General features: G+C 63.6%; 29 protein-coding genes. 25 read left to right on the top strand and 4 right to left on the bottom strand.

Annotated elements, in window-relative coordinates:
• Window positions 1-45: 45 nt before the first annotated feature.
• A complete protein-coding gene (locus tag ACVIGA_RS00290; RefSeq protein WP_456664883.1) occupies window positions 46-333 on the bottom strand; it encodes a hypothetical protein in 288 nt (95 codons plus the stop codon).
• Between the two features lie 48 nt (window positions 334-381).
• On the bottom strand, window positions 382-1,284 hold the full coding sequence (locus ACVIGA_RS00285; RefSeq protein ID WP_456664882.1) for an HNH endonuclease: 903 nt from the start codon (window positions 1,282-1,284) through the stop codon (window positions 382-384).
• 241 nt (window positions 1,285-1,525) lie between these two features.
• Between ACVIGA_RS00285 and ACVIGA_RS00280 the strand changes: the two genes are divergently transcribed.
• Window positions 1,526-2,437 (top strand): hypothetical protein, encoded by a 912-nt coding sequence (locus ACVIGA_RS00280; RefSeq protein WP_456664881.1) that lies wholly within the window; start codon window positions 1,526-1,528, stop codon window positions 2,435-2,437.
• Between the two features lie 105 nt (window positions 2,438-2,542).
• On the opposite strand, the gene ACVIGA_RS00275 is transcribed toward ACVIGA_RS00280, so the two are convergent.
• Window positions 2,543-3,733 carry a tyrosine-type recombinase/integrase gene (locus ACVIGA_RS00275; protein ID WP_456664880.1) on the bottom strand — a complete coding sequence of 397 codons (1,191 nt, stop codon included), beginning with the start codon at window positions 3,731-3,733 and terminating at the stop codon, window positions 2,543-2,545.
• A 247-nt stretch (window positions 3,734-3,980) separates the two neighbouring features.
• On the opposite strand from ACVIGA_RS00275, the gene ACVIGA_RS00270 reads away from it, so the two are divergent.
• Window positions 3,981-4,208, top strand: a complete 228-nt coding sequence (locus ACVIGA_RS00270) for a hypothetical protein (protein ID WP_456664879.1) — start codon at window positions 3,981-3,983, stop codon at window positions 4,206-4,208.
• A 201-nt stretch (window positions 4,209-4,409) separates the two neighbouring features.
• Window positions 4,410-4,997 (top strand): hypothetical protein, encoded by a 588-nt coding sequence (locus ACVIGA_RS00265; protein WP_456664878.1) that lies wholly within the window; start codon window positions 4,410-4,412, stop codon window positions 4,995-4,997.
• Here ACVIGA_RS00265 and ACVIGA_RS00260 read toward each other — a convergent pair.
• Window positions 4,942-5,247, bottom strand: a complete 306-nt coding sequence (locus tag ACVIGA_RS00260) for a helix-turn-helix domain-containing protein (protein WP_456664877.1) — start codon at window positions 5,245-5,247, stop codon at window positions 4,942-4,944. The two genes, ACVIGA_RS00265 and ACVIGA_RS00260, sit on opposite strands and share 56 nt — an antisense overlap.
• 96 nt (window positions 5,248-5,343) lie before the next feature.
• Between ACVIGA_RS00260 and ACVIGA_RS00255 the strand changes: the two genes are divergently transcribed.
• The 22 genes from ACVIGA_RS00255 to ACVIGA_RS00150 all read left to right on the top strand — a co-directional run bounded on the left by ACVIGA_RS00255 (window position 5,344) and on the right by ACVIGA_RS00150 (window position 20,171).
• Entirely contained in the window at window positions 5,344-5,583 is a 240-nt protein-coding gene (locus ACVIGA_RS00255) for a hypothetical protein (RefSeq protein WP_176531122.1), read from the top strand.
• Window positions 5,584-5,707: 124 nt separating this feature from the next.
• A complete protein-coding gene (locus ACVIGA_RS00250; protein WP_029083913.1) occupies window positions 5,708-6,007 on the top strand; it encodes a hypothetical protein in 300 nt (99 codons plus the stop codon).
• 11 nt (window positions 6,008-6,018) lie between these two features.
• Window positions 6,019-6,186: a hypothetical protein gene (locus tag ACVIGA_RS00245; protein ID WP_207839977.1), complete on the top strand. Its 168-nt coding sequence runs from the start codon at window positions 6,019-6,021 to the stop codon at window positions 6,184-6,186.
• Window positions 6,183-6,449: a DUF2312 domain-containing protein gene (locus ACVIGA_RS00240; RefSeq protein WP_456664876.1), complete on the top strand. Its 267-nt coding sequence runs from the start codon at window positions 6,183-6,185 to the stop codon at window positions 6,447-6,449. The genes ACVIGA_RS00245 and ACVIGA_RS00240 overlap by 4 nt, the downstream gene beginning before the upstream one ends.
• Window positions 6,449-6,931, top strand: coding sequence for an HNH endonuclease (locus ACVIGA_RS00235; protein ID WP_173642935.1), 483 nt, complete (start codon window positions 6,449-6,451; stop codon window positions 6,929-6,931). Before ACVIGA_RS00240 ends, ACVIGA_RS00235 begins: the two co-directional genes overlap by 1 nt.
• Window positions 6,928-7,365: an ABC transporter permease gene (locus ACVIGA_RS00230; protein ID WP_456664875.1), complete on the top strand. Its 438-nt coding sequence runs from the start codon at window positions 6,928-6,930 to the stop codon at window positions 7,363-7,365. Before ACVIGA_RS00235 ends, ACVIGA_RS00230 begins: the two co-directional genes overlap by 4 nt.
• On the top strand, window positions 7,362-9,242 hold the full coding sequence (locus tag ACVIGA_RS00225) for a hypothetical protein (RefSeq protein WP_456664874.1): 1,881 nt from the start codon (window positions 7,362-7,364) through the stop codon (window positions 9,240-9,242). Before ACVIGA_RS00230 ends, ACVIGA_RS00225 begins: the two co-directional genes overlap by 4 nt.
• On the top strand, window positions 9,239-9,625 hold the full coding sequence (locus tag ACVIGA_RS00220) for a hypothetical protein (RefSeq protein ID WP_456664873.1): 387 nt from the start codon (window positions 9,239-9,241) through the stop codon (window positions 9,623-9,625). Before ACVIGA_RS00225 ends, ACVIGA_RS00220 begins: the two co-directional genes overlap by 4 nt.
• Window positions 9,622-10,155, top strand: coding sequence for a phosphohydrolase (locus tag ACVIGA_RS00215; protein WP_176396297.1), 534 nt, complete (start codon window positions 9,622-9,624; stop codon window positions 10,153-10,155). Before ACVIGA_RS00220 ends, ACVIGA_RS00215 begins: the two co-directional genes overlap by 4 nt.
• Window positions 10,152-10,334, top strand: coding sequence for a hypothetical protein (locus tag ACVIGA_RS00210; protein WP_456664872.1), 183 nt, complete (start codon window positions 10,152-10,154; stop codon window positions 10,332-10,334). Before ACVIGA_RS00215 ends, ACVIGA_RS00210 begins: the two co-directional genes overlap by 4 nt.
• Window positions 10,334-10,549, top strand: coding sequence for a hypothetical protein (locus tag ACVIGA_RS00205; RefSeq protein WP_173642939.1), 216 nt, complete (start codon window positions 10,334-10,336; stop codon window positions 10,547-10,549). Before ACVIGA_RS00210 ends, ACVIGA_RS00205 begins: the two co-directional genes overlap by 1 nt.
• 40 nt (window positions 10,550-10,589) lie before the next feature.
• Entirely contained in the window at window positions 10,590-10,832 is a 243-nt protein-coding gene (locus tag ACVIGA_RS00200) for a hypothetical protein (RefSeq protein ID WP_456664871.1), read from the top strand.
• 58 nt (window positions 10,833-10,890) lie between these two features.
• On the top strand, window positions 10,891-12,144 hold the full coding sequence (locus tag ACVIGA_RS00195) for a helix-turn-helix domain-containing protein (RefSeq protein WP_456664870.1): 1,254 nt from the start codon (window positions 10,891-10,893) through the stop codon (window positions 12,142-12,144).
• The gene (gene nusG, locus ACVIGA_RS00190; protein WP_456664869.1) at window positions 12,141-12,806 is read left to right on the top strand and encodes a transcription termination/antitermination protein NusG; all 666 of its coding nucleotides are present in this window, start codon (window positions 12,141-12,143) and stop codon (window positions 12,804-12,806) included. The genes ACVIGA_RS00195 and nusG overlap by 4 nt, the downstream gene beginning before the upstream one ends.
• A 239-nt stretch (window positions 12,807-13,045) precedes the next feature.
• Window positions 13,046-13,327, top strand: a complete 282-nt coding sequence (locus ACVIGA_RS00185; RefSeq protein ID WP_456664884.1) for an HNH endonuclease — start codon at window positions 13,046-13,048, stop codon at window positions 13,325-13,327.
• A 78-nt stretch (window positions 13,328-13,405) separates the two neighbouring features.
• Entirely contained in the window at window positions 13,406-13,903 is a 498-nt protein-coding gene (locus ACVIGA_RS00180) for a hypothetical protein (RefSeq protein ID WP_456664868.1), read from the top strand.
• Window positions 13,903-15,663, top strand: a complete 1,761-nt coding sequence (locus ACVIGA_RS00175) for a terminase TerL endonuclease subunit (protein ID WP_456664867.1) — start codon at window positions 13,903-13,905, stop codon at window positions 15,661-15,663. The genes ACVIGA_RS00180 and ACVIGA_RS00175 overlap by 1 nt, the downstream gene beginning before the upstream one ends.
• Window positions 15,663-17,009 (top strand): phage portal protein, encoded by a 1,347-nt coding sequence (locus tag ACVIGA_RS00170; protein ID WP_456664866.1) that lies wholly within the window; start codon window positions 15,663-15,665, stop codon window positions 17,007-17,009. Before ACVIGA_RS00175 ends, ACVIGA_RS00170 begins: the two co-directional genes overlap by 1 nt.
• Window positions 17,002-17,871, top strand: coding sequence for a S49 family peptidase (locus ACVIGA_RS00165; protein WP_456664865.1), 870 nt, complete (start codon window positions 17,002-17,004; stop codon window positions 17,869-17,871). The genes ACVIGA_RS00170 and ACVIGA_RS00165 overlap by 8 nt, the downstream gene beginning before the upstream one ends.
• Window positions 17,872-18,028: 157 nt before the next feature.
• Entirely contained in the window at window positions 18,029-18,409 is a 381-nt protein-coding gene (locus tag ACVIGA_RS00160) for an NUDIX hydrolase (RefSeq protein WP_173642947.1), read from the top strand.
• Between the two features lie 285 nt (window positions 18,410-18,694).
• Window positions 18,695-19,585: a phage major capsid protein gene (locus ACVIGA_RS00155; protein WP_456664864.1), complete on the top strand. Its 891-nt coding sequence runs from the start codon at window positions 18,695-18,697 to the stop codon at window positions 19,583-19,585.
• Window positions 19,586-19,721: 136 nt separating this feature from the next.
• Window positions 19,722-20,171 carry a hypothetical protein gene (locus tag ACVIGA_RS00150; protein ID WP_456664863.1) on the top strand — a complete coding sequence of 150 codons (450 nt, stop codon included), beginning with the start codon at window positions 19,722-19,724 and terminating at the stop codon, window positions 20,169-20,171.
• The last annotated feature ends 17 nt before the right edge of the window (window positions 20,172-20,188 follow it).

Here is a 20,188-nt window from a genome sequence, read left to right as displayed (position 1 = left end):
GAAACAAGTGGGGCGCAGATGGGATCGCGCCGCAACTTCAAGGTCTTAGCGGTCGGCCTCGACCGAGTTCGGGGATCTTTCCGGGGATAGGCCGCTGTGGGGTGGCGCGCCAATCGCGGCATTGATCGCGGCGACGGCGACCCGTCGCCAGTAGGCGCGCTGCTGCTCGGAATAGAACCGGGGGTCGAAAAACTCGCCGCCGTTCGCCGTTTCTGCCGCGGCGGCTGCAGCAAGGTCGATCTGCTGGGGGCTTAAGGCGGCCAGCGCAAGCCGCGCGCGCGTTATTTCGGCCTCAGAGCTATCCGACTGCGGGGCGGGGATCGGCTCGCTCACGGGTGGGGCTCCTTGCCGTTTTGCGTGGGGGAACGATGCAGTCTGCAATCACTCGGCCTGCGGCGCGCCCGGCGCTACTTCGGTAACAGCGCCGACAGCAACGTCATAGGCAGGGAAGCCATCAACGGCGAACAGTCTCACCCTTGCGCAGGCGATTTTCTCGCCCGTACCGATGGGCTGAGCGTAACCAGCTGTCAGAACATGTTGATGGTCGGTTGGTAGTACCGGAACTTGGTCTAAAGCGCTTCCCACATAATGGGAAAGATACATTGGGCGAACGTTTCGAATTGCGTTCGTCAAGAACGGCTCAAACGAACCAATGCCGAGGGTGGCGACAGCGTAGGAATGAGCGATCTTTGCGATGAACCTTCCAAAATCGTCACCGGACAGCGATTTTGCTCCGCCGAGAATGACTTTGTTGCCTTTGCCGGCGACCCTCTTAACTCTTTCAATGAAATCTGGCGGCGCAGCGATGTTCAGTGATTCCAAGCGGAAATGACCGTCGTCCATGGGCTGCCGAAAGAAAAAGCCAGCAGGGTATAGGTTCGGGCTGATCATCGGGCTTGGGTGATCGCCGATCGGAATTTCCTTCCGTGTGAAGTCGTCAAGACTCTCGTGCAGTTCAAGCCTTGTTCCGACTGTCGGATTGTCTGCCGACTTGACTAAGATGGTGAAAGTTTTGGGCCACTTCCTTCGGTGCCCACGTCTCATGTTCAGGTAGGCGCGCGCATCACCATATAGGCGATTGATCACGCGGCCCTCGAATGCATGTGTTTCCTTCGCGCATTGATTGCAGGTTGATTTCGGGAGCAGATACCTTCCGCCGATTGCATCGGGAATGATGTGCTCGTCATGAAGGTCCGGATCGCCTAGGGATCCGCAATAGATGCATCGCCCAACGGGCGAGTATGTAATAGGGATAGATACGACTCGTTTCAGCGGCGGCTGCATACATGACTCCGTGGCGGCCTCACGCCAAATGCCTAACACTCCTCAAATGGCTTGATACGCGATCCACGTCGCGCCCCCGAACGCGGCGAGGCCTTTGGCGGTTCGGGAAGCCCAGCGAGCTGGGGCCTCCAACGAAATATCACGCTGGCGAATTCTCCCGAAATAGGAGAAACTTTGCTCCGTTGTGTCCTTTAATTGTGCCTTCCCATGCATAGTAAGCCACAAATTTCGTAGGCAAGTCATGTTTTTCAGCTTGTTCGTTTGGTCCATGATCGCGCTACTTCTCGCGAGCGCGGCTTGCCAGCGGCGGCACAGAATCGAGTGGCTCATTTTGGTGTTGATGACGACCGTGGTCGGCGCCGGCCCCGGGACAACGCAAGAGCGGCTACTGGCTCCGTCCTCGCGCCAGGCACCCACTGGGCCACCGCAGCAACAATGGGAGCGAGTAGCCGCGGATAATGGCGCTGCGTTTGCAATCAAGCTCGACACGATCGGCAGGCCAGAAAAGGGGATTGCAGCCGCGACGATGTGCCAGATCGACGTGGACGGACATCATTGCGTGGGTGGTGACTATGCATGGGTGCTGGATGCCAAGATTTTCTGGTTCGACTGCCGCGGCCATTTTGCCGATGTGACGCATAGCGGCGGAAGCGGATGGCAGGTTGCGCCTCCTTACTCGGTTATCGGTCGTGCCTCGCAGATCGTGTGTGAAAAAGCCGGGATAGATCAGACTTCCAAGCCGCGAAGTGAATCGAGCATACGACCGGATGCTCAGATACCAGCTCCCGACGGCGCACAGGCCCCATCGCTTGCGGCCGCCTCAGGTGGAACCATGCCCATAGACTTCGTCGGCGACTGGTGTTCGTCATTCCGCGACAAGGGCGCCGCGATTTACACGCTGCCGAGTTGGATGGACGAGGGCAAATGCACCGACATCCTCTCGATCAACAAAGACAGTTTCTACTTCAACAGCGAGCATATTCACTGCGAACCGGTAAGCATGCAGCTCGGAAATGATACGGCTCCCTCCGGGACCGCTTATAACGCTACGGTCGCTGCGCGCTGCCAAGCTGATGGACCGGCGACGGCAGGCAGGCTCCGGACCTTTGAGTTCAGTCGTTACAAGGGACACCTGACGATCACCGCGAAATAAAGGCGGCGACTGGCTTCGAGTTTGCGCGGCCGGTACCGGGAAAGATGGTGCCGGCCGGACCGCAATGGATACATGAGATCAAGTTCGACGGCCGCAGCACCAGGCTCATTCGTCGCCGCCCTTGCCCTCGATCGCCTTTGGCGCGTGCTGCTCGAGCTGCTCGAGCAGCTCGCGCTGGTGCCGCTGCGCCTCGGCCGTGCGCTCCATGGCTTCGCGGACGTCCTCGACAGTGGCTCCGGTGTAGAATTCGGACGTGATGGCAATGGTGGAATGGCCGAGCAAGTCCTGCACAATGCGCAGATTGCCGGTCGCCCGCAGTGTCCGCATGCCAGTCGTGTGGCGCAGGTCGTGAATGCGCGCGTCGACGCCGGCTTTCGACCAGGCCCGATCCTTATGCGAGGAAAAGCCTTCCGGGGTGATCGGGTATCGCTTGCCGATCTCGCGGACGTCCTTCGGATTGTGCGGGTTGCGCCATTTCTTCGTACAGACCGCGGTGAAGAAATAGACCGGGTGATGGCCGCGCCGGCGCCAAAGGATCGCGTAGGCCTCGCGCGACAGCGGAATGATCCGCGGTACGCCGCCCTTGGTTATGATCGTCATGGTCGCCAGCTCGAAACTGACCTGCGGCTTTGTCAGGAACAGGTTTTTCCGGCGCAAGCCGGTGATGATGGCGAATTGACGGAGCTCGGCATAGTCGAGGCTTTCGACTTGGTCGATGCGACGCTCCTCGCTCGGCAGTATTTCGCGGACCGGACGCTTCTTCTGTTTCAGGCGGTGCTTTTTCCAGACCGGCTCGCGGATGATTGCGGCGTTCCAGTTCTCTTTTGCCCGACGCATTACGCGCCGCAGCAGATCCAGCGTGCGGTTGACCGTTGTCGGCGTGATGAGCCGATAGAGTATTTTGGGCTTGCCCTTGATGAGGACCGTCGAATCTCGGCGGCGGTCCTGCCGGCGCGTCTCAATCAGCTGCGCGACGTCGTCATCGGTGATCGCATGCAGATAGGTCTTGGCGCCGAGGATCTCGACGATGCGATCCAGAACGGATTTGATTTTCTGGTCAGCGAGGTGCTGGCCGTGCTCGTTCCACCAGCGCTCGCAAGCAGGTTTGAGCCGCAGCGGGCCGCGGCCTTCGCTATTTAGTCGGTCGACGAGGGCTTGAGCTTCCTCGCGTTGCGCGTCCTCGAAGGCCTGCGCGTCACGTTCATCGCGAAGTTTGGTCGAGCCGGAAAAGCGATAACGGTCGATCGAGAAGTCGAAGTGATAGTAAGGGCTTTTCTTCGGCCGATAGACGGACATGCTGCGGTCTCCTCGAGCGCCTGCAGGAAAGCCTCGACGTCCGAGCGGGTGAAGACGCGGCGGGGCTTGATACGGCCTTTGCCTTTGATGCGGCAGGTCAGTTTTTCGTCGGCAATATGCCGCGCGATCGTGGTCCGGTCCATCGGCATCAGACGCGCGAGCTGGGGGACGTCGATCAATGCGAAGGCGGAGAAATGCGCGTCGAGCGCCTGCGGTAGCGCCGTCATGGTGCGGCCTTTGCTTTGCGTTGCAGACGATCGTCGACTATCTCGGCCAGGCCGCGGGCGACCAGACGGGCTGCGGTGTCGTCGCGCAGGGTGCGGGCGCCGAGCCGCCAGCCGCCGCGCGGGCGGCGGACGAAATGATGGCCGAGAGCGAGCAGGCGGAGTGTGACGGGCTGTCCCGAAATGGCGCTGCTTCGCGCGATGCGTGCGCGGGGCTGAATTGCAACAGGTTGCGGAACCGCGCCGCCTGAATCTTCTGGTTGCATAGGGGCGGGAGCGACCTTGTCGCTCAATTCACACCAGTAAGTTTGCGGAATAGGCATCTAGTTGATTGTCCAAATAGAAACATTCGCGTTTCCGGCGAGCGTGACCGGAGGGCAAGAACAATCACAAAACGTGAATAGACGCAACGCAGATAGTTACAGTCTGTGAATGCTTTTGGAAAAACAACAATGAAAACACTTATGTCGAGCCGTCCGCGGTCGTCGGAGGCAAACCGTCACCTTGCTTTGCAGCTCGCGATCCAGCTGCCTGATTCTACCGACGACGCGCGCCAGGTCGTCGACGAGCTCGCCGTCCTGCTCGAAAGCTACATGACGCAGCCCGGACCTCGGCCGCTCTGGGAGCGGCAGGTCATGGCGCTCGATCCGCCGTACCAGGCCGGGCCGGCGCTGTTCTGGACCGTGGCGCTGTTTTTGCTGACGATGCCGATCGTCACGGCACTGGTCGCGCTGGTTGGCGTCCAGGCGGTCGAGATCCCTTTCATGGTGCCGCTGGCGGCCGGTTGCGCGATCGTGTTCGGCCGCCGCTATGGCGTCCTGGTCGGCGCCCTGGCGGCGCTCGCGCATAATCTGCTGATCGTGCCGCCGGCGCTGGAGCTGTCGATGCCGACCGCGCTCGAGCTCGTCTTTGGTGGTTGCTATGCCGGTGCGGCGATCGTCGTGCCGACCATTGCCAAATACGCGGCGGGGCTGCGGGCTGCGGCTATGAGCGCTTGCGTGCGGCTCGCTCCAGCGCCTGAATCGCCGTCGCGAGGTTAACCGGCAGATCGGATGCCATGCCGCGATAGATCCAATTGAGGCCGACGCCTGTCGCCTTGCAGACCTTCAGCGCGGCGTCGATCGTGATGCGTCGGCCGCCTGTCTCGTAATTGTTCCACTGCGGCGCATCGATCCCGACCAGGCGGCACCAGGCCGCCTGGTTTAATTTCATGGCCTCGCGCGTCCGCTTGAGGCGGTGCGCAACTGCCTCGTTACTCTCGGGATTTTGGTCTGCTGATGCTGCCGCCATTACGAGCGGCAATGTCGCCGATGCTGTCAACATTTACCATTTACCCAATGTGAACAGTTTTGACCTTCACAATCCGTGAAGTATGGTCCGAGCGTCATGAATGATTCGCGGTTCAAAAAGCTGGGCACTGCAGCCGAGGTCGTCGACGCGGTCGGTGGCACCTTCAAGGCTGCGGAAATTGCTGAATGCAAACCGCCGGCGATCTCCAACGCGATCGCCCGCGGTCGACTGCCTTCTCCGACATTTCTGATTTTCGACGCCGAGCTCGCCGAGCGCGGTTTCAAGGCGCCGCCGGAGCTCTGGGGCATCCGGTCGCCTCGTCGCAAACGTCGCTAACGGTTTTTCGCACAGGGGCAACATGGGGCGAGAGGCTACACAAGTTCCGGTCGGGAACGCAAAAAAGCGGACCGGCCAACTGGCCGGACAAAAACGGCCAGCTGGCCGGACGATCGCGCCGGCGATGCAGGTTTTCCGCCGGCTTTTCCCGCATCAGACCGCTGCCGAGCTCGCGATCCGAACCGGGGCCGAGATCCGTCATTGCGAGCGCTGCCTCGCCGGCGACCGGGATCTCGGCAGCGCCTTTCAAGCCAAGCTGCTGCAGTCCGACGTCGGCGACAAGATCCTCGACGCGATCATGGGCGAGGCGCGGCCGGCTTGGTGGGTCGGATTCAAAAAGCAGCTCGAGCTCTCGAAACTGGTCAAGGCGCAGGCCGAGCTCGGCCGGCAGATCGAGTCCATGCAGCGCGGCATGGCGGATTAACGGGGCAGACCATGGGGCAAGACACACTCGCCGGCATCGACGTCAACGATCTGCGCTTTCTCGTCATGATGGGCTGCGTTCTGCTCGTCGCCGCCTTCGCTGCGGTCGGCGCCGCGATGCAGCCTTTCCTCGAGCGTCGCGGCGATGCCGGCGCCGGCTTTCGTTGGACGCGCCGATGACCAAGAAACCGGCCGCAGAAACCCGCGCGACGAAGATCGCCAAGGACCAGCTGAAATCGATCATCGAGCGCGTCGAGCGTCTGATCGAGGAAAAAAAGACGATCGCCGACGACATCAGCGACGTCTACGCCGAGGCCAAGGGCAACGGCTTCGACGTCAAGGCCCTGCGCGCGATCATCAAGATGCGCCAACAGGACCCGATCGAGCGCGAGGCGCATGAGACGATCCTCGATACCTACATGCAGGCACTGGGGATGCTGTGATGCACGGCTCTTTCGCCAGCGTCCGGCCGAGTGAATCCATCTCGATCGAGCGGCTGCTCGACTCCGGGCTGACGCCCTGGCGGCGGATCATCCTCTCTGCGCGCGATAACATCTGGTCGCTGGTCGACGCCTGCGATTACGACTGGCTGTCGAGAAATACCTGGAACGTGTCTTGGGGCTCGCGCACGCCCTGGCAGCTCTACGCAAAGCGCAACGTCGGGCCGGACCGGGCGACCCTGCGTCAACATCGCGAGATCAAGATCGTCCGCGATCCGCGCTCCGAGCGGTTCATGCGGACGCATCACGTCGACCACGGCAACGGGCAAACGCTCGATAACCGCGACGACAATCTCTCCTGGTGCACCCACAAGCAGAACATGAAGAACCGCCGGCCGCGCGCGGCGATCCCTTCGCTCGAGCAGATCGTCCTCGAGCTCATGCGCGTTCACGACATCCCGTTTCCGCAGGAGGTTCCGTTTTGACCGACGTTCCCGCATCCGATGGCATGGGGCTGACCGCCCGCATGGTCGACGCGTTGAAAGCGATCACTGAATTTGTCGGTCGCCATGGTGCGATGCCTACGCGCCGCGCGCTGGCCGACGTGATGGGCTGTAATCCGAACAACGCCAACCGCCTGATGGATAGCCTGGTCGAGCGGGGCGAGCTGTCGGCCGTGACGCGGCGCGGCTGGGTCGCGGTCGCTGGTTTCGGCCGCGACGGCGTCCTGATCTCGGTCCGGCCGCATATCGCGGCGCGGCTCGCCGCCTATTGCGCGGCGAACGGCGAGAAGGTGACGGCCGTCGCCGATGACGCGATCCAGCTGCATCTCGACCAGCTCGAGGGCGACGTCGCTACTGTCGTGCCCTGCGGCGACGGCGTCGCCATTGTCGTCGACGACGAGGAGGGCGCCTCGTGACCGAGCTCGTCCGCTATGAAGCTGCGCGCCGCGCCTTGGCTGAGGCTGTCGCCGTCGACGAGGTCCTCGAGATCCGGGACGAATGGGAAGCGATCCGGCTTGCCGGGCTGGTCGCCAAGGATGTGGAGCTGCAGGTCCATGCGGCGAAGATCCGCTTTCGCGCTGAGCGCCGTCTCGGCGAGCTTGTCCGCGAGCAAAAGAAAACGGTCGGGCTCGCCAGGGGCGGCCAGCCCTACCAGTCCGAGCGGGAACAGGTAGACCGGCCGGCGACATTGGCGGAGGCCGGCATTGACAGGAAGCTGTCGGCGCGCGCGCAGCGGATCGCCGAGATGAAGCCCGACGAATTCGAGGGCGCGCTCGTCCAGCACGAAACCGAGATGCGGTCGGCGAAGGGCCGCGTTTCGATGGATCTGACCAAGGTCGCGGCCGAGGAAAAGGGCCGCGAGCATCGCCGCAACGTGGCGCAGGCGCTCTCTGATGCCTCGGCGTTGCAGCCGACCGGCCGCAAGTATCCGATCATTTACGCCGATCCGCCGTGGCATCGAAACCAGGGCGTCACCAGCCGGTCATACGAGAACCATTATCCGACGATGCCGTGGTCGGAGATCTGCGATTTGCCGGTGAAGGACATGGTCCTGCCGGACGCTTGGCTGTTTCTCTGGATTCCGCGCGCGCATCTGCTCGCCTGGCATGAGGCCGAGATCGAGGCGACGGATCTGCGGACCGGCGAGGTCATCAAGGTCCGTGCGCAGATGCCGCTCGCCTCGGCGGTGGCGCTGTCATGGGGCTTTGAGTCCTACTCGACCGCGTTCGTCTGGACGAAAAACGACGAGGAGCATCCGACCGAGGCCGGCGGCGCCGTCCTGGTGCGCGACCAGGACGAGCTGCTGCTGCTGTTCAAGCGGGGGAAGGGCCTTCCGAAACCGGGGAGCGGCGAAAAGTTCGGCTCCAACCATCGCGAGCGCTCGCGGCCGCTCGGTCATTCGCGCAAGCCGGAGCATTACCGGCGCATGATCGCGGCCATGAGCGGCGGAGTGCCGGCGCTCGAGCTGTTTGCGCGCGTCGATGCTGAGCATCCGCTGCCGCCTGGCTGGGATGCATGGGGCAACCAGGCGGCGACAGCTGCGCTCGACGGGACTGCGGCGCGCGTCGCGGCCTTTTGCGCCGATGGTCCTGCCTGGGTGACGCGCGACGAGGTCATCGCGGCCGACCGTGCCGCGCTTGAGCAATTCAATTCCCAAGCGATCGCGGGCGAGAGCTCGGCGCCTGACGGGGCGCCGGCGGGTGTAGAACCGCCGCGCGATCGGACTGCCGATGGTCAGTCATCGGACGAGGCCGCAACGGGTAGCCATAGCGCTGCGGCCTCACAGTTAGCGGACGCCGGAGCTCACGCCGGCGATCGTCCAGCCCTTTCGGCCGATGTTGCCTCGTCACCGATCGGGAAAGTCGTTTCGAGCGTCGCCGTTGCCGGCCGCGCCGATACAGCCGAGCCGCCGGCGAACCGACCTGGACGCGACATTCTCGACGACGGGCTCGATATCCCGGAATTTCTGCGTCGGACGCCGAAACCGGCGCCGGATCTCGTCGTCGCGCAAACCGAAATGGATCTCGCGCGTATCGACCGCGCGCCGGCCGAGGTCGTGAACGATCGTCTGCAAACGCGGTTGCCGCTGACCGAGGACGAGCTCGATATGCAGGCCGCGTTGTTCGCGATCGACGCCGGCGAGCGGATCGACGGCGACATGGTCCGGCATCTGGTCGGCGCAGGGTTCGCGCATTGCACGTCGACCAGGGTCATGGTGACCGATGCCGGCCGCGATTTCCTCGCGCAACTGGTAGCAGCGCCGGCGCAGCTCAATATCGAGGCGCGCGCGTGACCGACAAAGTCGCTCTGTTCCGGCAGATCGCCGCGATCGAGGCCGAGATCAAGGATCGTAGCGCCGGCGCGCGCGCGAGGCTCGATCGGTCGGCGTCGCAGCGCCAGTGCGACGGCCTCGAGGCCGGCGCGAAAACGCTGCGCTGGCTATCGCAGAACGCGGTTCGCATCGCTGCGGCGTCGCCGCTTCCGGCCTGCACAATTTCGATGACCAGGCAGCTCACTGCCGTCGAGACCGAGCTCAAGGATCGTCGCAGCGGCGCGCGGGCCAAGCTGGGCTCGTCCGCTGCGATCTACCAACGCGACGGCCTCGAGGCCGCTGCGAACACGCTGCGCTGGCTGCAGCAGCACGAGGCAAGCATCAAGGGGGCATTGCGACAATGAGACAAGGTGATTGGTTGCAAACCTACAGCGGGCGCAGATTCTGGCCGCTCGACCCGAGGCCTGAGGATGTTGCTATCGAGGACATCGCGCACGCGCTCGCGATGGTCTGTCGCTTTGGCGGGCATTGCCTTCGCTTCTACAGCGTTGCCGAGCATTCGATTTACGTTTCGCAGCACTGCGGCGAGGCCGATGCGCTGGCAGGTCTGCTGCATGACGGCAGCGAGGCCTATCTGCTCGACATGGTGCGGCCGGTAAAACGGTTCATGCCGGATTACCGCGCGGCCGAGGAGCGGCTGCAGCGCGTTGTCTATGAAGCGTTTGGCCTCGATCCTGTTACGCCGGCCGCAGTCAAGCGCACGGACATGGCGCTGCTTTTGACCGAGCGGGCGCAGGTCATGCGGCCGACCGACGAGATCTGGTCGGTCGACGTTGACGGGCCGCTCGACATACCGCTCGATTGCCATCCGCCCTATACGGCCAAGACGCTGTTTCTCGATCGCTTCCATCAGCTGATGCAGGCACGGCGATGACGCAGCTCGACATCTCTGCGATCGCGGTTGGCGCGTTTGCGCTGTTCATGTTCGGCTATTCGCTCGGTTGGTTGCAGCGCGACCGGATCGCCCGGCGAGCGATTGCGCTCCAGCGGCGTTTCGATGCCGGTGGCTCTGTCTGCGAGGATCTCGAGGCCCGCGTCCGGAGGGCCGCTTGATGGGCTCGACACGGCACAAGTGGGGCGAGAAGGTCCGATTTCCGCTCAAGACCGAACAGCAATGCATCCGCTGCGACATGGTCAAGGTCGGCCGGCGCGAGGGCGGTCCTGCGGGCTATTGGGACGAGTTCTGGCGCGACGAGGAACGCATCCACTGCACGGCGACGCCGCCCTGCGATGCGCGGCGTGAGGCGGTTGCAGTTGCGGCGGCCTAACGCGATCGTGTGCTGCCTGGCTGGCGAAGGGCCGGAGGCGATGACTCTGGCGGAGGTCATCTGCCAGCTGGTCGTCAAGGGCGCGGAGCTCGGCGAGCTCGAGGAATACGAGATCCCGGATCGGGACGCGATCGCCGCCGGCTCAGTCAATCCGCCGCGGCTCAAGCGCCGCGGTTTCCGTCGCGAGTGGCTCGAGCGGCTCGGCGTCGCGATCGAGCGCGACGCGATCTCACGGCTATCGGCGCATGACATCGTTTTCCGTCTGCTGCAGCCGCGACCGTGAATTGTCAGTGTTCTGTTGCGTCAGCGTTTTCCCGAATTCTCTTGGTTAGGAAGTTAAGATGACCGCGAAAAGGCGGGCGCGACGCATTGCCTCGGACGAGGCGACTGCATGGGCGCGCAATCTCGAGCTGGGCAATCCTTACGCAAAGAGCGTGCTGCGCGCGCTCGGCGAGTATGTCGACGGCGATGGCCTCTGCTGGGTCGGCATTCCGTCGCTGGCGGGCGATTGCGATCTATCGCAGGACACGGTTCGACGGCGGCTGGCCTGGCTCGAGGAGATCGGCGCGATTGGCCGGACGCCGCAATGGCTCGATGAGAACGGCCGCCGCAATGGGGATGGTCGTGGCAAGCGCACCACGGATCTGATCCGGCTGCTGGTCGACGCGGATATCGACGCGATCGAGGCGCGGGCCGCCGGGCGCAACGTCGACGAAAATCAAGTAAATTCAAGGCCGATTAGCCCTAGCTGGCAGCAAGGGCTAAATTCCGGCGCCGACGACGTTAGCCCTCGGCCAGCACTAGGCCAGCCCTCGCAATACAGCCAGGGCCTAGACTCTTCTGAACCTGAACCGGAGAATCCCCCTAAGTCCCCCTCCGGGGGATTTCCGGATGATCGCGAGACGATCGAAGAAAGTGAACCTGTCGAGTTCGCAGCGGTATTCGAGAGCTACGTCGGGCATGAGATCATGCGGCGCGACCTGGCGCTCGAGGAGTTCCGCCTCCTGACGCAGGAGGATCGCGCCTGGTGCGGCCATGCCGTCCCGCTCTACATGGCGAAACTGCGCGAGCTCAAACAGCGTCGGCCGCTGAATTTTCATCTCTGGGTGCGGACGCGCGGGTTTCGGGAATTCCCGGCGCCCGGCGCTGCGCCGGCCAAGGCGGCGCCTCCGCAACGGCGGTTCGTGCAAGGCGACGAGCTCAAGGGCTTGGCAGTGGCGATGCAGATTGCCGAGCGGCGCGAGCTCCGCATCATCCGCGATCAGGATCTCGGCGAGGGCGTCTGGACGCAGCTCGGGCCGCAGGCTGACCTGTCGGCGATGGCCGCGTTTGCCGGCGCCGACCGCGAGGCCTGGCAGGTCGTCGACCTTGGGACGCCGCAGTTTGCCGCCTGGCGCGATCGGCTGGCGCTCTGGACCGGCGCCGAGCCGCAGGCCGAGCGGATATTCCTCGAGCCGTTTGATCCGAACGTTCACGGCATCTCGTCCTCGAATCCGAATTTCCGTTTGAGGAAGTCAAAGCAGGGCTTTCGCGTGCCGGCGCCGTGGCCGCCGCGGCGCGATGGGACGTGGCAAGTCGCAGGGGAGAGCGAATGAACATGCAATACCGCAAGGGGCAGATCGTCGGATATGTCGAGGCCAGCGATCGGCTGGCGGTGCCGGCGGTGCCCGACAGCTGGCACGTTCTGCAGGTCATGCCTGGTCGTGACGCGAGGGTCATCAAGGCTTTCGCCGAGCGCTGCATCAGCGGATGGTCGCCGATCGTTGTTCATTTCGTCCAGCGCGGCAACGGCCAGCAGGCGCGCCGTCCGCATCTTGGGCGCCGGATCGAAAAGGCGTTTCTACCGGGCCTGATCTTTTTGCCTGATTTCGAGCTTGTGCGGCTCGGCGAGATCCGCAGCATTCCCGACGTCGACAATCTCCTCAACTTCGGAGAGCTGCGGTCCTGGCTCAACGCAACCGAGATGCAGCTGCTGCGCGATATCGTCAAGATCGAGAACCTGCTGCCGTCGCGGCGGCGCTGGGCACTTGCGCAGCTGTTCCTGAAATACGGGTTCATTAGCGTTGCGCAGGCCGAGGACGAAACCAAACTGCGGGTTGGTAGGCAGATACGCGTCGCCGATGGCGTGTTCTCCGGCCTACGTGGACTGATCGAGCGAATTGACTCAAATGGGCGACTCAGTGCCTACGTCGGTGACGGAAAGCACGGCGTCAAGGTAAGCGGTTTGACCGAGGCGCAGATCGAGCTGATCGACTAATTCGCGGTGCGGTGCATGCGCGGCAGCTCGGCTAAAAGTGCGGAGCCTGATTCCAGGCGGACGCGCGCAGCGCGCCTCGGCTCTGACCAGATCAAAACGCCGATCGCAGTTGCTGCGGTCGGCGTTTTCATTTGCATAGGATGTGCGGTAGCGCCTCGCGCTATCGCTGCCCTGCTTGGGCGTTTCCTCCCTAGACTTGAGGCCGATCATCGCAAGGTGGTCGGCCTTTCCTTTTGGTGATGCCGCAGCCGCCTTGGAAAGCCTGGTACAAGTTAGCCCGCTGGCGAGCACTGCGGCTGTGCATCTTCGTGCGGGATCTCTACACATGCCAGCGCAAGGGCTGCGGCAGGGTCGATGCCGATACCTCGCTGCTGGTCTGCGACCATGTCCTGCCGCATCGTGGCGATGAGCGCCTGTTCTGGGATGAGGGCAACCTGCAGACGCTCTGCAAGGCTTGTCATGATCGAGACAAGCAGCGCGAGGAGCAGGCGAGCCTGCACACGCGCGGCGTCTGGGATTGAGGGGTAGGGGGTGGGCAATTCCTTCGCGGATGCCTCTCCACAGACCGGCCCATCTCACACTGACGGGTTTTTTTCATCATGGCCGAAGTTTTCGACCTGTTCGGCGATCCTGTGCCGGCCAATTGGGGCGGCCGTGGTCGGCCGGAGCATGTCGCCAATCAGCAAAACCGGAATCGCGTCAGCCTGTTAGTCGCGCTCGGTTGGAGCAACGCGCGGATTGCGTCGGCGCTCTTCATCACGCAACCGACGCTGCGGAAGCATTATTTTTCAGAGCTCAAGTTTCGGGACGTTGCACGCGACCGGCTGGTCGCGCAGGTCGGCGTCAAACTGATGGACGGCGTCAACGCCGGAAACGTCTCGGCGATCCGGGAATTCCAGAAGTATCTCGAGCGCAACGACCTGATGATGTACGGCCAGACGCAGCAGCCGGCGAAAGCCTCGGTGGCTGAAAAGCCGGCGCCGGCCGAGAAGGTCGGCAAGAAAGCCGCAGCGATCGCCGCCGCGCAGCAGCCTGACGCCGGCACGCCGCTCGGCGAGCTCATGGCGCGGCGTCAACAGGCCGTCACCTCGCACTGATGATCCTCTCGGGCGAAAACGCCGCGCCGCTGGTCGCGCCGGAGATGTGGGACTTGTCCTGCGTCGATTGGACCGATCGCATGCGCGAGGGCCGGTCGCTTGTGCCGGATCTGCCGCTGTTTGCCGCCGAGGCCGACATCGCGCAGGCGTTCTATGACGAGTTGCAGCTGCCGGACGTGCCTGGCGCGCCGAAAATGCGGACCGCGTCGGGGCAGTGGTTCCGCGATATCGTCCGCGCGACGTTCGGCAGCTGGGACCCGCAAAATCAGGTTCGCTACATCCGCGATATCCTGGCATTGGTCCCGAAAGGCTCCTCGAAAACGACCAACGCCGCGGCGCTTCTGATCGTCGCGATGCTGATGAATTTTAGGCCGCGCGGGACCGCGCTGTTTGTCGGTCCGACTCAGGCGATCTCAGATCGCGCTTATGAGCAGGCGGTCGGCATGATCGAGGAGTCGCCGGATCTGCGCCGGCGGTTTCGGCCTCGCGACCATATCAAAACGATCGAGGACCTGGTCACCAAGTCCGAGGCGCAGGTCAAAACCTTCGATCTCAAGATCCTGACCGGCGCGATGGGCTTGTTTTTCGTGTTGCTCGACGAGCTGCATGTCCTCGGCAGAAGCGCGTCGGCGGCAAAGGTGCTGCGCCAGATCCGCGGCGGCCTCGACAAGACGCCGGAGGGCGTTTTGGTGATGACGACGACGCAAAGTGACGACATTCCGGCCGGCGTGTTCAAATCCGAGCTGAAGTTTGCGCGCAACGTGCGGGACGGCAAGTATCGCGGCCGGATCATCCGGCCGATGTTGCCGATCCTGTACGAATTTCCGCCGGACATCGCGTCGCTGACGCGCGAAGAGCGGTCCGCCGGCGTCGAGGAGCGATGGAAAGATCCGGCCAACTGGCCGATGGTGATGCCGAACCTCGGCCGCTCGATCCATCTGCCGTCACTACGCGCCGATTGGGAAAGCGAGCGCGAAAAGGGCGAGGACGCGATCAAGGTCTGGGCCTCGCAGCATCTCAATATCGAGATCGGCGTCGGCATCAATAACGAGGGATGGCGCGGTGCCGACTATTGGGAGGGCGCCGTCGACGAGACCCTGACGCTCGATACGCTACTCGAGCGCTCCGAGGTCGTGACGATCGGGATCGACGGCGGCGGCCTGGATGACCTGCTCGGGTTGGCCGTCATCGGCCGCGATCGCAAGACGCGTGAATGGCTGTCCTGGTATCGGGCATGGGCCAACCCGAAAGTGCTCGAGATCCGCAAAGACATCGCGGCGCAGCTGCAGGATTTTTCCGACGCCGACGAGATCTCGATTTGCCCGGTCCCGCAAGACGTCCTCGAGCTCGCGATGATTGTCGCGCAGATCATCGCGTCGGGCCTGTTGCCGGAGAAAAACGCGATCGGCATCGATCCGAACAACGCCGCGGCGATTATCGAGGCGCTGGTCGGGGTCGGGGTGACCGACGACATGATCCGTCGGCTGCTGCAGGGACCGGCGCTGGCGCCGGCCATGTACGGACTCGAGCGCAAATTGTCAGACGGCACGTTCTGGCACGGCGGCATGCTGCTGATGGCCTTCGTTCTGGGAAACGCAAAGGTTGAGCAGCGCGGCAACTCCGTGATGGTGACGAAAGCCGTCTCCGGCCGCGCAAAAATCGATCCGCTGGTCGCGCTGTTTCAGGCCGCGATCCTCATGAGCTGGAATCCCTCGGCCGGCAGGCTCGTGACCGGCGCTGATATCCTGACGGTGGTCTGATGGGAATTTTGAGGAGCGGGCTGGGCTCGGCGTTCCGCGCGGTCGCCAATGCGTTCGATCCTGGCGCGCCGCGCGACATGGCCGATCCGCAGTATTGGGCGGATTTTGGCGGTCGCATGTCGCTCGCCGGCGTCGACGTCACGGATAGCAACGTCAGCCAGCTCGGCGCCGTCCAGGCCGTGCGTCACGGCCTTTCGTCGGCCATGAAATCGCTGCCGGCGTCGGTCTATCGGCGCGGCGCGAACGGCGCGCGCGAGGCGTTGCCGGATCATCCTGTCACCAGGTTGTTTGCGGCCAACCCGAACGCCCGCCAGACGCCGGCGGAGCTGGTCGGGGAGCTCGCCTGGAACGTGTCGTACTACCGGAATTCCTATTGCGCGATCTTGCCGCCAGGCGATCCTCGCGCATCGGAGTATTACGCGGTCGGCGGCCTCGAATGGCTGCATCCGCGACGCCTGGCGATGGTCGAGCGCGGCATCGACGGGCGCTTGTATTACACGTTCAATCCGGCGGCGACGATCGTCCAGGGCGCGCAGCTCAAACAGACGACCTATCGCGACGACGAGCTCTGGCATATCCGATCGAATCCGTTGCGCGAGGACGGCTTGCTCGGCGAGCCCATTTTCCATAGCGCGAGGCACGTCTTTGCCCGTGCGATCGCCGTCCATGACTACGGTGACCTCTGGTTCAAGAACAACGGCCAGTCCGGCGGCACGCTCGAGCATCCCGGCGTGTTCAAGGACAAGGAAGATCGAAACCAGTTTCTCGAAAACTGGCGCGCTGCCGGTACCGGGACGAACCGGCACAAGGATCGGCTGCTGACGCATGGCGTCAAATATAACCCGATCAAGGTGACGAATTCGGAGGCGCAGCTGCTCGAGACCGAGGACGCCGCCGACACTGCGGTTTTCGGCCTTTGGAGCTATCCGCTGCATCGCGCATCGCGCCTCAAGCGCGCGACAAACAACAACGTCGAGCAGCAGTCGCTCGATTTTGTCGTCGGCTGCGTCGCGCCGCTCGCGATCGAGCTCGAGCAGGGCGTCGAGCGGGATCTGCTGCTCGACAACGAAAACGGCGATCTGTTTTTCGAGTTCAATTTTTTCGGCCTGCTGCGCGGCGACCTGCTGAATCGTTATCGGGCCTATCTGATCGGCCGCCAGGGCGAATGGCTGTCCGCCAATGACATCCTGCGGTTTGAGAACATGTCGCCGCGGACTGATCCCGGCGGCAACGAGTACAAAAACCCGCTGACAAAGGACTCCGCCGGCGGCGCGCAGGGCGGCGACGATAAGGGCGGCGCCGGCGGTGGCTCGAGCTCTCCAAACGAGGACGGCAACAATGATTAAGATCGAAACTGCGGCGCCGGATCTGCGCCAGGTGTTGACGCAGATCACGTCGATCGACGCCCTGGTCGCGCTCGAGGTGTCGGCGCTCGCCGATTGCCTGGCGCGCGCCGAGCAGCGCCAGGCTCTCGTCGCAGCCGCGGCGGCGCAGGCCTCGAGCTCGGCGAGCAAGATCGCGCTGGTCTCGGTAGCCGGCGGACTGACGCCGCGCGGCAGCTGGTTCGGCTCGAGCCTGTCCGGCATTGCCGCGCAGGTCACGCGCGCGGCCGATGACCAGGACGTCGCTGGCATCGTCCTCGACGTCGACAGTCCCGGCGGAACGGTCTCGGCGACCGTCGAGGCCGCAAATGCTGTCGCCGCTGCCGCGGCAAAGAAACCCGTCGTCGCGGTCGCGAATACCCTCGCAGCCTCGGCTGCGTATTGGATCGCCTCGCAAGCCGGCGAGCTGGTGATGACGCCGTCCGCCGACGTCGGCTCGATCGGCGCGATGATTATGCATCAGGATATTTCCGGCTGGCTCGACCAGATCGGCCTCAAGATGACGATTGTCCGCTCGGAACAGTCGCCGCTGAAAAACGAGGCGCATCCGTTCGCGCCATTGTCGGACGAGGCCAAAGCCTATCTGCAGGGCCGCGCGAACGAGGCGGGCGCTGATTTCATCAAGGCGGTCGCGAGCGGCCGGCGCGTGACGCAGACCAAGGTCCGCGAAGAGTTCGGTCAGGGCCGTATGGTCGGCGCGCGCGAGGCGGTTGCGCGTGGTATGGCCGACCGGATCGCAACGCTCGACCAGATCATCAGCGGCATGGTGCAGCAGCGCTCGCCGCGGCCGAGCTCGCGCCGGCGATCGGCGTTGGCATTCGATTAGCCGGGTAGCTTCTCGCATAGCTGTTCTGGTCGCCATGATCGGACTTGGGGCACTCGTCGTTTACGAGTTGTACCCCATTTGCTTTAAGCCCGCGGAAACTGAGACTTAACCGATATTCTGGTATGATTGCGCACCGATTCTGGTCGGCGAAACGGAAATGGCGAAGTCCTCAAAACTCGTAGCCGTGAAACGCGGTAAGGTTCTCTTGGTGCGCCGCAGGAGTGACCGGCTTTGGATGTTTCCTGGCGGTCGCAAGCGGTCACGCGAGACTGAGAAGGACTGCCTGCGAAGGGAGATCAAAGAGGAGCTCCCCAACCTCAAGCTCGGGCGCGTCCGGCTCTGGAAGGAAGTAAAATCGAAGAACCGCCGCTCAGGCAGAAAGATGAGCGACGCGATCTTTGTCACCAGAAAAGCATCCGGTCGCCTGACCATTGGCGACAAGAACGAGATCGACAGAGCTATCTGGCGTAAGCCGCGCGGCATTCGACTCACGCCCACGTCCCGGTATGTCAGGGACCAGCTTTTTCCGAAAAAGTAAGGCCGCCTCAGTTGGCGGAGACCTCATCTTCGGTTCATGTCGCCTGTTGGCCCAAGGCCGACGATTTGACGTAAAGTTCGCGACGTCAGCTCATTGATGAAGAGCGGACACGCGTGTCCGGTCAGCTCGCCCTAAGGCGGCCGCTCACCCATTGCCGGCCAACTATCCGGCCGCCTCCCGTTTCATTTCCCGAGTTGCTCGACCCGCGCCGTCGCCTGGACAGCGGGAACGCGGGCTCTTTCTCCGTCCAGGCAAATCACACAACCAACCAGGAGTCACTGATCCATGCGAGTGGACATCAAGCAGCTGCGCCAGGCCCGCGCCAACAAGGCAAAGGACGGCAAAACCGCGCTCGAGCAGCTCAATGCGCTGCAGGGCAAAGCTACTCTGACCGAGGCCGAGACCACGCAGGTCGGCGAGCTCGAGACCAAGGTCGACGCGCTGGAGGCCGAGGTCGCCGAGCTCGACAAGCAGATCGCCGCCGAGGAAAAGAAGCTGCGCCGGACGGCGCTGTTCGGTTCCTCGACCGCGCTCGGCGGCCCGGCTCTGGCGACCGTCGTGAACGATATCAATCCGGAGCGGACCGGCGGTTTCCGCAGCGTCGCGGAATTCGCGATTTCGGTGCGCAATGCGATGACCGGCGGCGGCCTCGATCCGCGTCTCGGCGCGGCGCCGACCAATTTCCAGCAGAACCAGGGCGGCAGCGGCGAGGGCTTCCTGGTGCCGACCGAGTATCGCGAGCAGATCTGGGCGCTCGTTTTCGACGACCAGAATCTGCTCGGTTTCTGCAATCCGGAGCCGACGCAGGGCAACTCGATCGCGATCGCAAAGGACGAGACCACGCCGTGGGGCGCGTCCGGCGTCCAAGCGGCCTGGCGCTCCGAGGGCACGCAGCTGATCGCGACCAAGGCGGCGATGACCGGCGAGATCATCCAGCTGCATGAGCTCTACGCCTTCGTGCTGGCCTCGCAGGAGGTCCTCGACGATGCGCCGCGGCTGCAGAACCGCATCTTCAACCAGGCAGCAAACGCGATCCGTTGGAAAGCGTTTGAGGCGGTCATGACCGGCGACGGCAAGGGCAAGCCGCTCGGCTTCATGAACGCGCCGTCGCTGGTGACCGTCTCGAAGGAAGCGGGCCAGGCGGCTGACACGATTCCAGCCGGCCAAGGGCAATAACACCAAGTCGCATTTCGTCGCGCTCGAGGCGCGCTGATCGAGCTCCGCGAGCTCGTCAGGCAATGTCGGCGCGCCGGCCTGATCGGGCCGGCGCGAGTAACAGCCGCGTTTCGTTTCCCAACCATGAGGAGTGCAAATGCACACCAATCTCAAACCGTCGCAGCGCGTCAGCGTCGTCGACTCGATTAACCCGCAATCGTCCGCTGCTGCCCTGACCACGAGCTGGATCGATGCCGGCAAGTTCCACAACTATATGGCCGTCATCTCGCTCGGCGCGCTCGGCGCCGCTGCGACCGTCGACGCCAAGATCCAGCAGGCGACCTCGGCCGCCGGCGCCGGTGCAAAGGACATCGCCGGCAAGGCGATCACGCAGCGCACGAAAGCCGGAGCCGACGATAACAAGCAGGTCCTGATTAACCTCAAGCAGGAAGATCTCGACATCAATAACGGCTTTGGTTTTTTCCAGGTGTCGGTAACGCCGGCCGTCGCTGCCTGCCTGGTCGGCTGTTCCGTGCTCGGTTTCGATCCGCGGTACGGCTTCGCAACCGACAACGATGCGGCGGCCGTCGCCGAGGTCGTCGGCTGATTCAGCTGGCGCCTCGG

It is taken from the genome of Bradyrhizobium sp. USDA 3240, from assembly GCF_054063295.1.
Note: the sequence above shows the minus strand (reverse complement) of the source record. Positions and strands in the feature narration are given on the sequence as shown.

Coding starts and splice junctions, on each gene's coding strand:
- ACVIGA_RS00285 (WP_456664882.1), bottom strand. CDS start 1,284: ATGCAGCCGCCGCTGAAACGAGTCGTATCTATCCCTATTACATACTCG.
- ACVIGA_RS00280 (WP_456664881.1), top strand. CDS start 1,526: ATGTTTTTCAGCTTGTTCGTTTGGTCCATGATCGCGCTACTTCTCGCG.
- ACVIGA_RS00275 (WP_456664880.1), bottom strand. CDS start 3,733: ATGTCCGTCTATCGGCCGAAGAAAAGCCCTTACTATCACTTCGACTTC.
- ACVIGA_RS00265 (WP_456664878.1), top strand. CDS start 4,410: ATGAAAACACTTATGTCGAGCCGTCCGCGGTCGTCGGAGGCAAACCGT.
- ACVIGA_RS00260 (WP_456664877.1), bottom strand. CDS start 5,247: ATGGCGGCAGCATCAGCAGACCAAAATCCCGAGAGTAACGAGGCAGTT.
- ACVIGA_RS00255 (WP_176531122.1), top strand. CDS start 5,344: ATGAATGATTCGCGGTTCAAAAAGCTGGGCACTGCAGCCGAGGTCGTC.
- ACVIGA_RS00250 (WP_029083913.1), top strand. CDS start 5,708: ATGCAGGTTTTCCGCCGGCTTTTCCCGCATCAGACCGCTGCCGAGCTC.
- ACVIGA_RS00245 (WP_207839977.1), top strand. CDS start 6,019: ATGGGGCAAGACACACTCGCCGGCATCGACGTCAACGATCTGCGCTTT.
- ACVIGA_RS00240 (WP_456664876.1), top strand. CDS start 6,183: ATGACCAAGAAACCGGCCGCAGAAACCCGCGCGACGAAGATCGCCAAG.
- ACVIGA_RS00235 (WP_173642935.1), top strand. CDS start 6,449: ATGCACGGCTCTTTCGCCAGCGTCCGGCCGAGTGAATCCATCTCGATC.
- ACVIGA_RS00215 (WP_176396297.1), top strand. CDS start 9,622: ATGAGACAAGGTGATTGGTTGCAAACCTACAGCGGGCGCAGATTCTGG.
- ACVIGA_RS00210 (WP_456664872.1), top strand. CDS start 10,152: ATGACGCAGCTCGACATCTCTGCGATCGCGGTTGGCGCGTTTGCGCTG.
- ACVIGA_RS00205 (WP_173642939.1), top strand. CDS start 10,334: ATGGGCTCGACACGGCACAAGTGGGGCGAGAAGGTCCGATTTCCGCTC.
- ACVIGA_RS00200 (WP_456664871.1), top strand. CDS start 10,590: ATGACTCTGGCGGAGGTCATCTGCCAGCTGGTCGTCAAGGGCGCGGAG.
- ACVIGA_RS00195 (WP_456664870.1), top strand. CDS start 10,891: ATGACCGCGAAAAGGCGGGCGCGACGCATTGCCTCGGACGAGGCGACT.
- nusG (WP_456664869.1), top strand. CDS start 12,141: ATGAACATGCAATACCGCAAGGGGCAGATCGTCGGATATGTCGAGGCC.
- ACVIGA_RS00185 (WP_456664884.1), top strand. CDS start 13,046: ATGCCGCAGCCGCCTTGGAAAGCCTGGTACAAGTTAGCCCGCTGGCGA.
- ACVIGA_RS00180 (WP_456664868.1), top strand. CDS start 13,406: ATGGCCGAAGTTTTCGACCTGTTCGGCGATCCTGTGCCGGCCAATTGG.
- ACVIGA_RS00175 (WP_456664867.1), top strand. CDS start 13,903: ATGATCCTCTCGGGCGAAAACGCCGCGCCGCTGGTCGCGCCGGAGATG.
- ACVIGA_RS00170 (WP_456664866.1), top strand. CDS start 15,663: ATGGGAATTTTGAGGAGCGGGCTGGGCTCGGCGTTCCGCGCGGTCGCC.
- ACVIGA_RS00165 (WP_456664865.1), top strand. CDS start 17,002: ATGATTAAGATCGAAACTGCGGCGCCGGATCTGCGCCAGGTGTTGACG.
- ACVIGA_RS00160 (WP_173642947.1), top strand. CDS start 18,029: ATGGCGAAGTCCTCAAAACTCGTAGCCGTGAAACGCGGTAAGGTTCTC.
- ACVIGA_RS00155 (WP_456664864.1), top strand. CDS start 18,695: ATGCGAGTGGACATCAAGCAGCTGCGCCAGGCCCGCGCCAACAAGGCA.
- ACVIGA_RS00150 (WP_456664863.1), top strand. CDS start 19,722: ATGCACACCAATCTCAAACCGTCGCAGCGCGTCAGCGTCGTCGACTCG.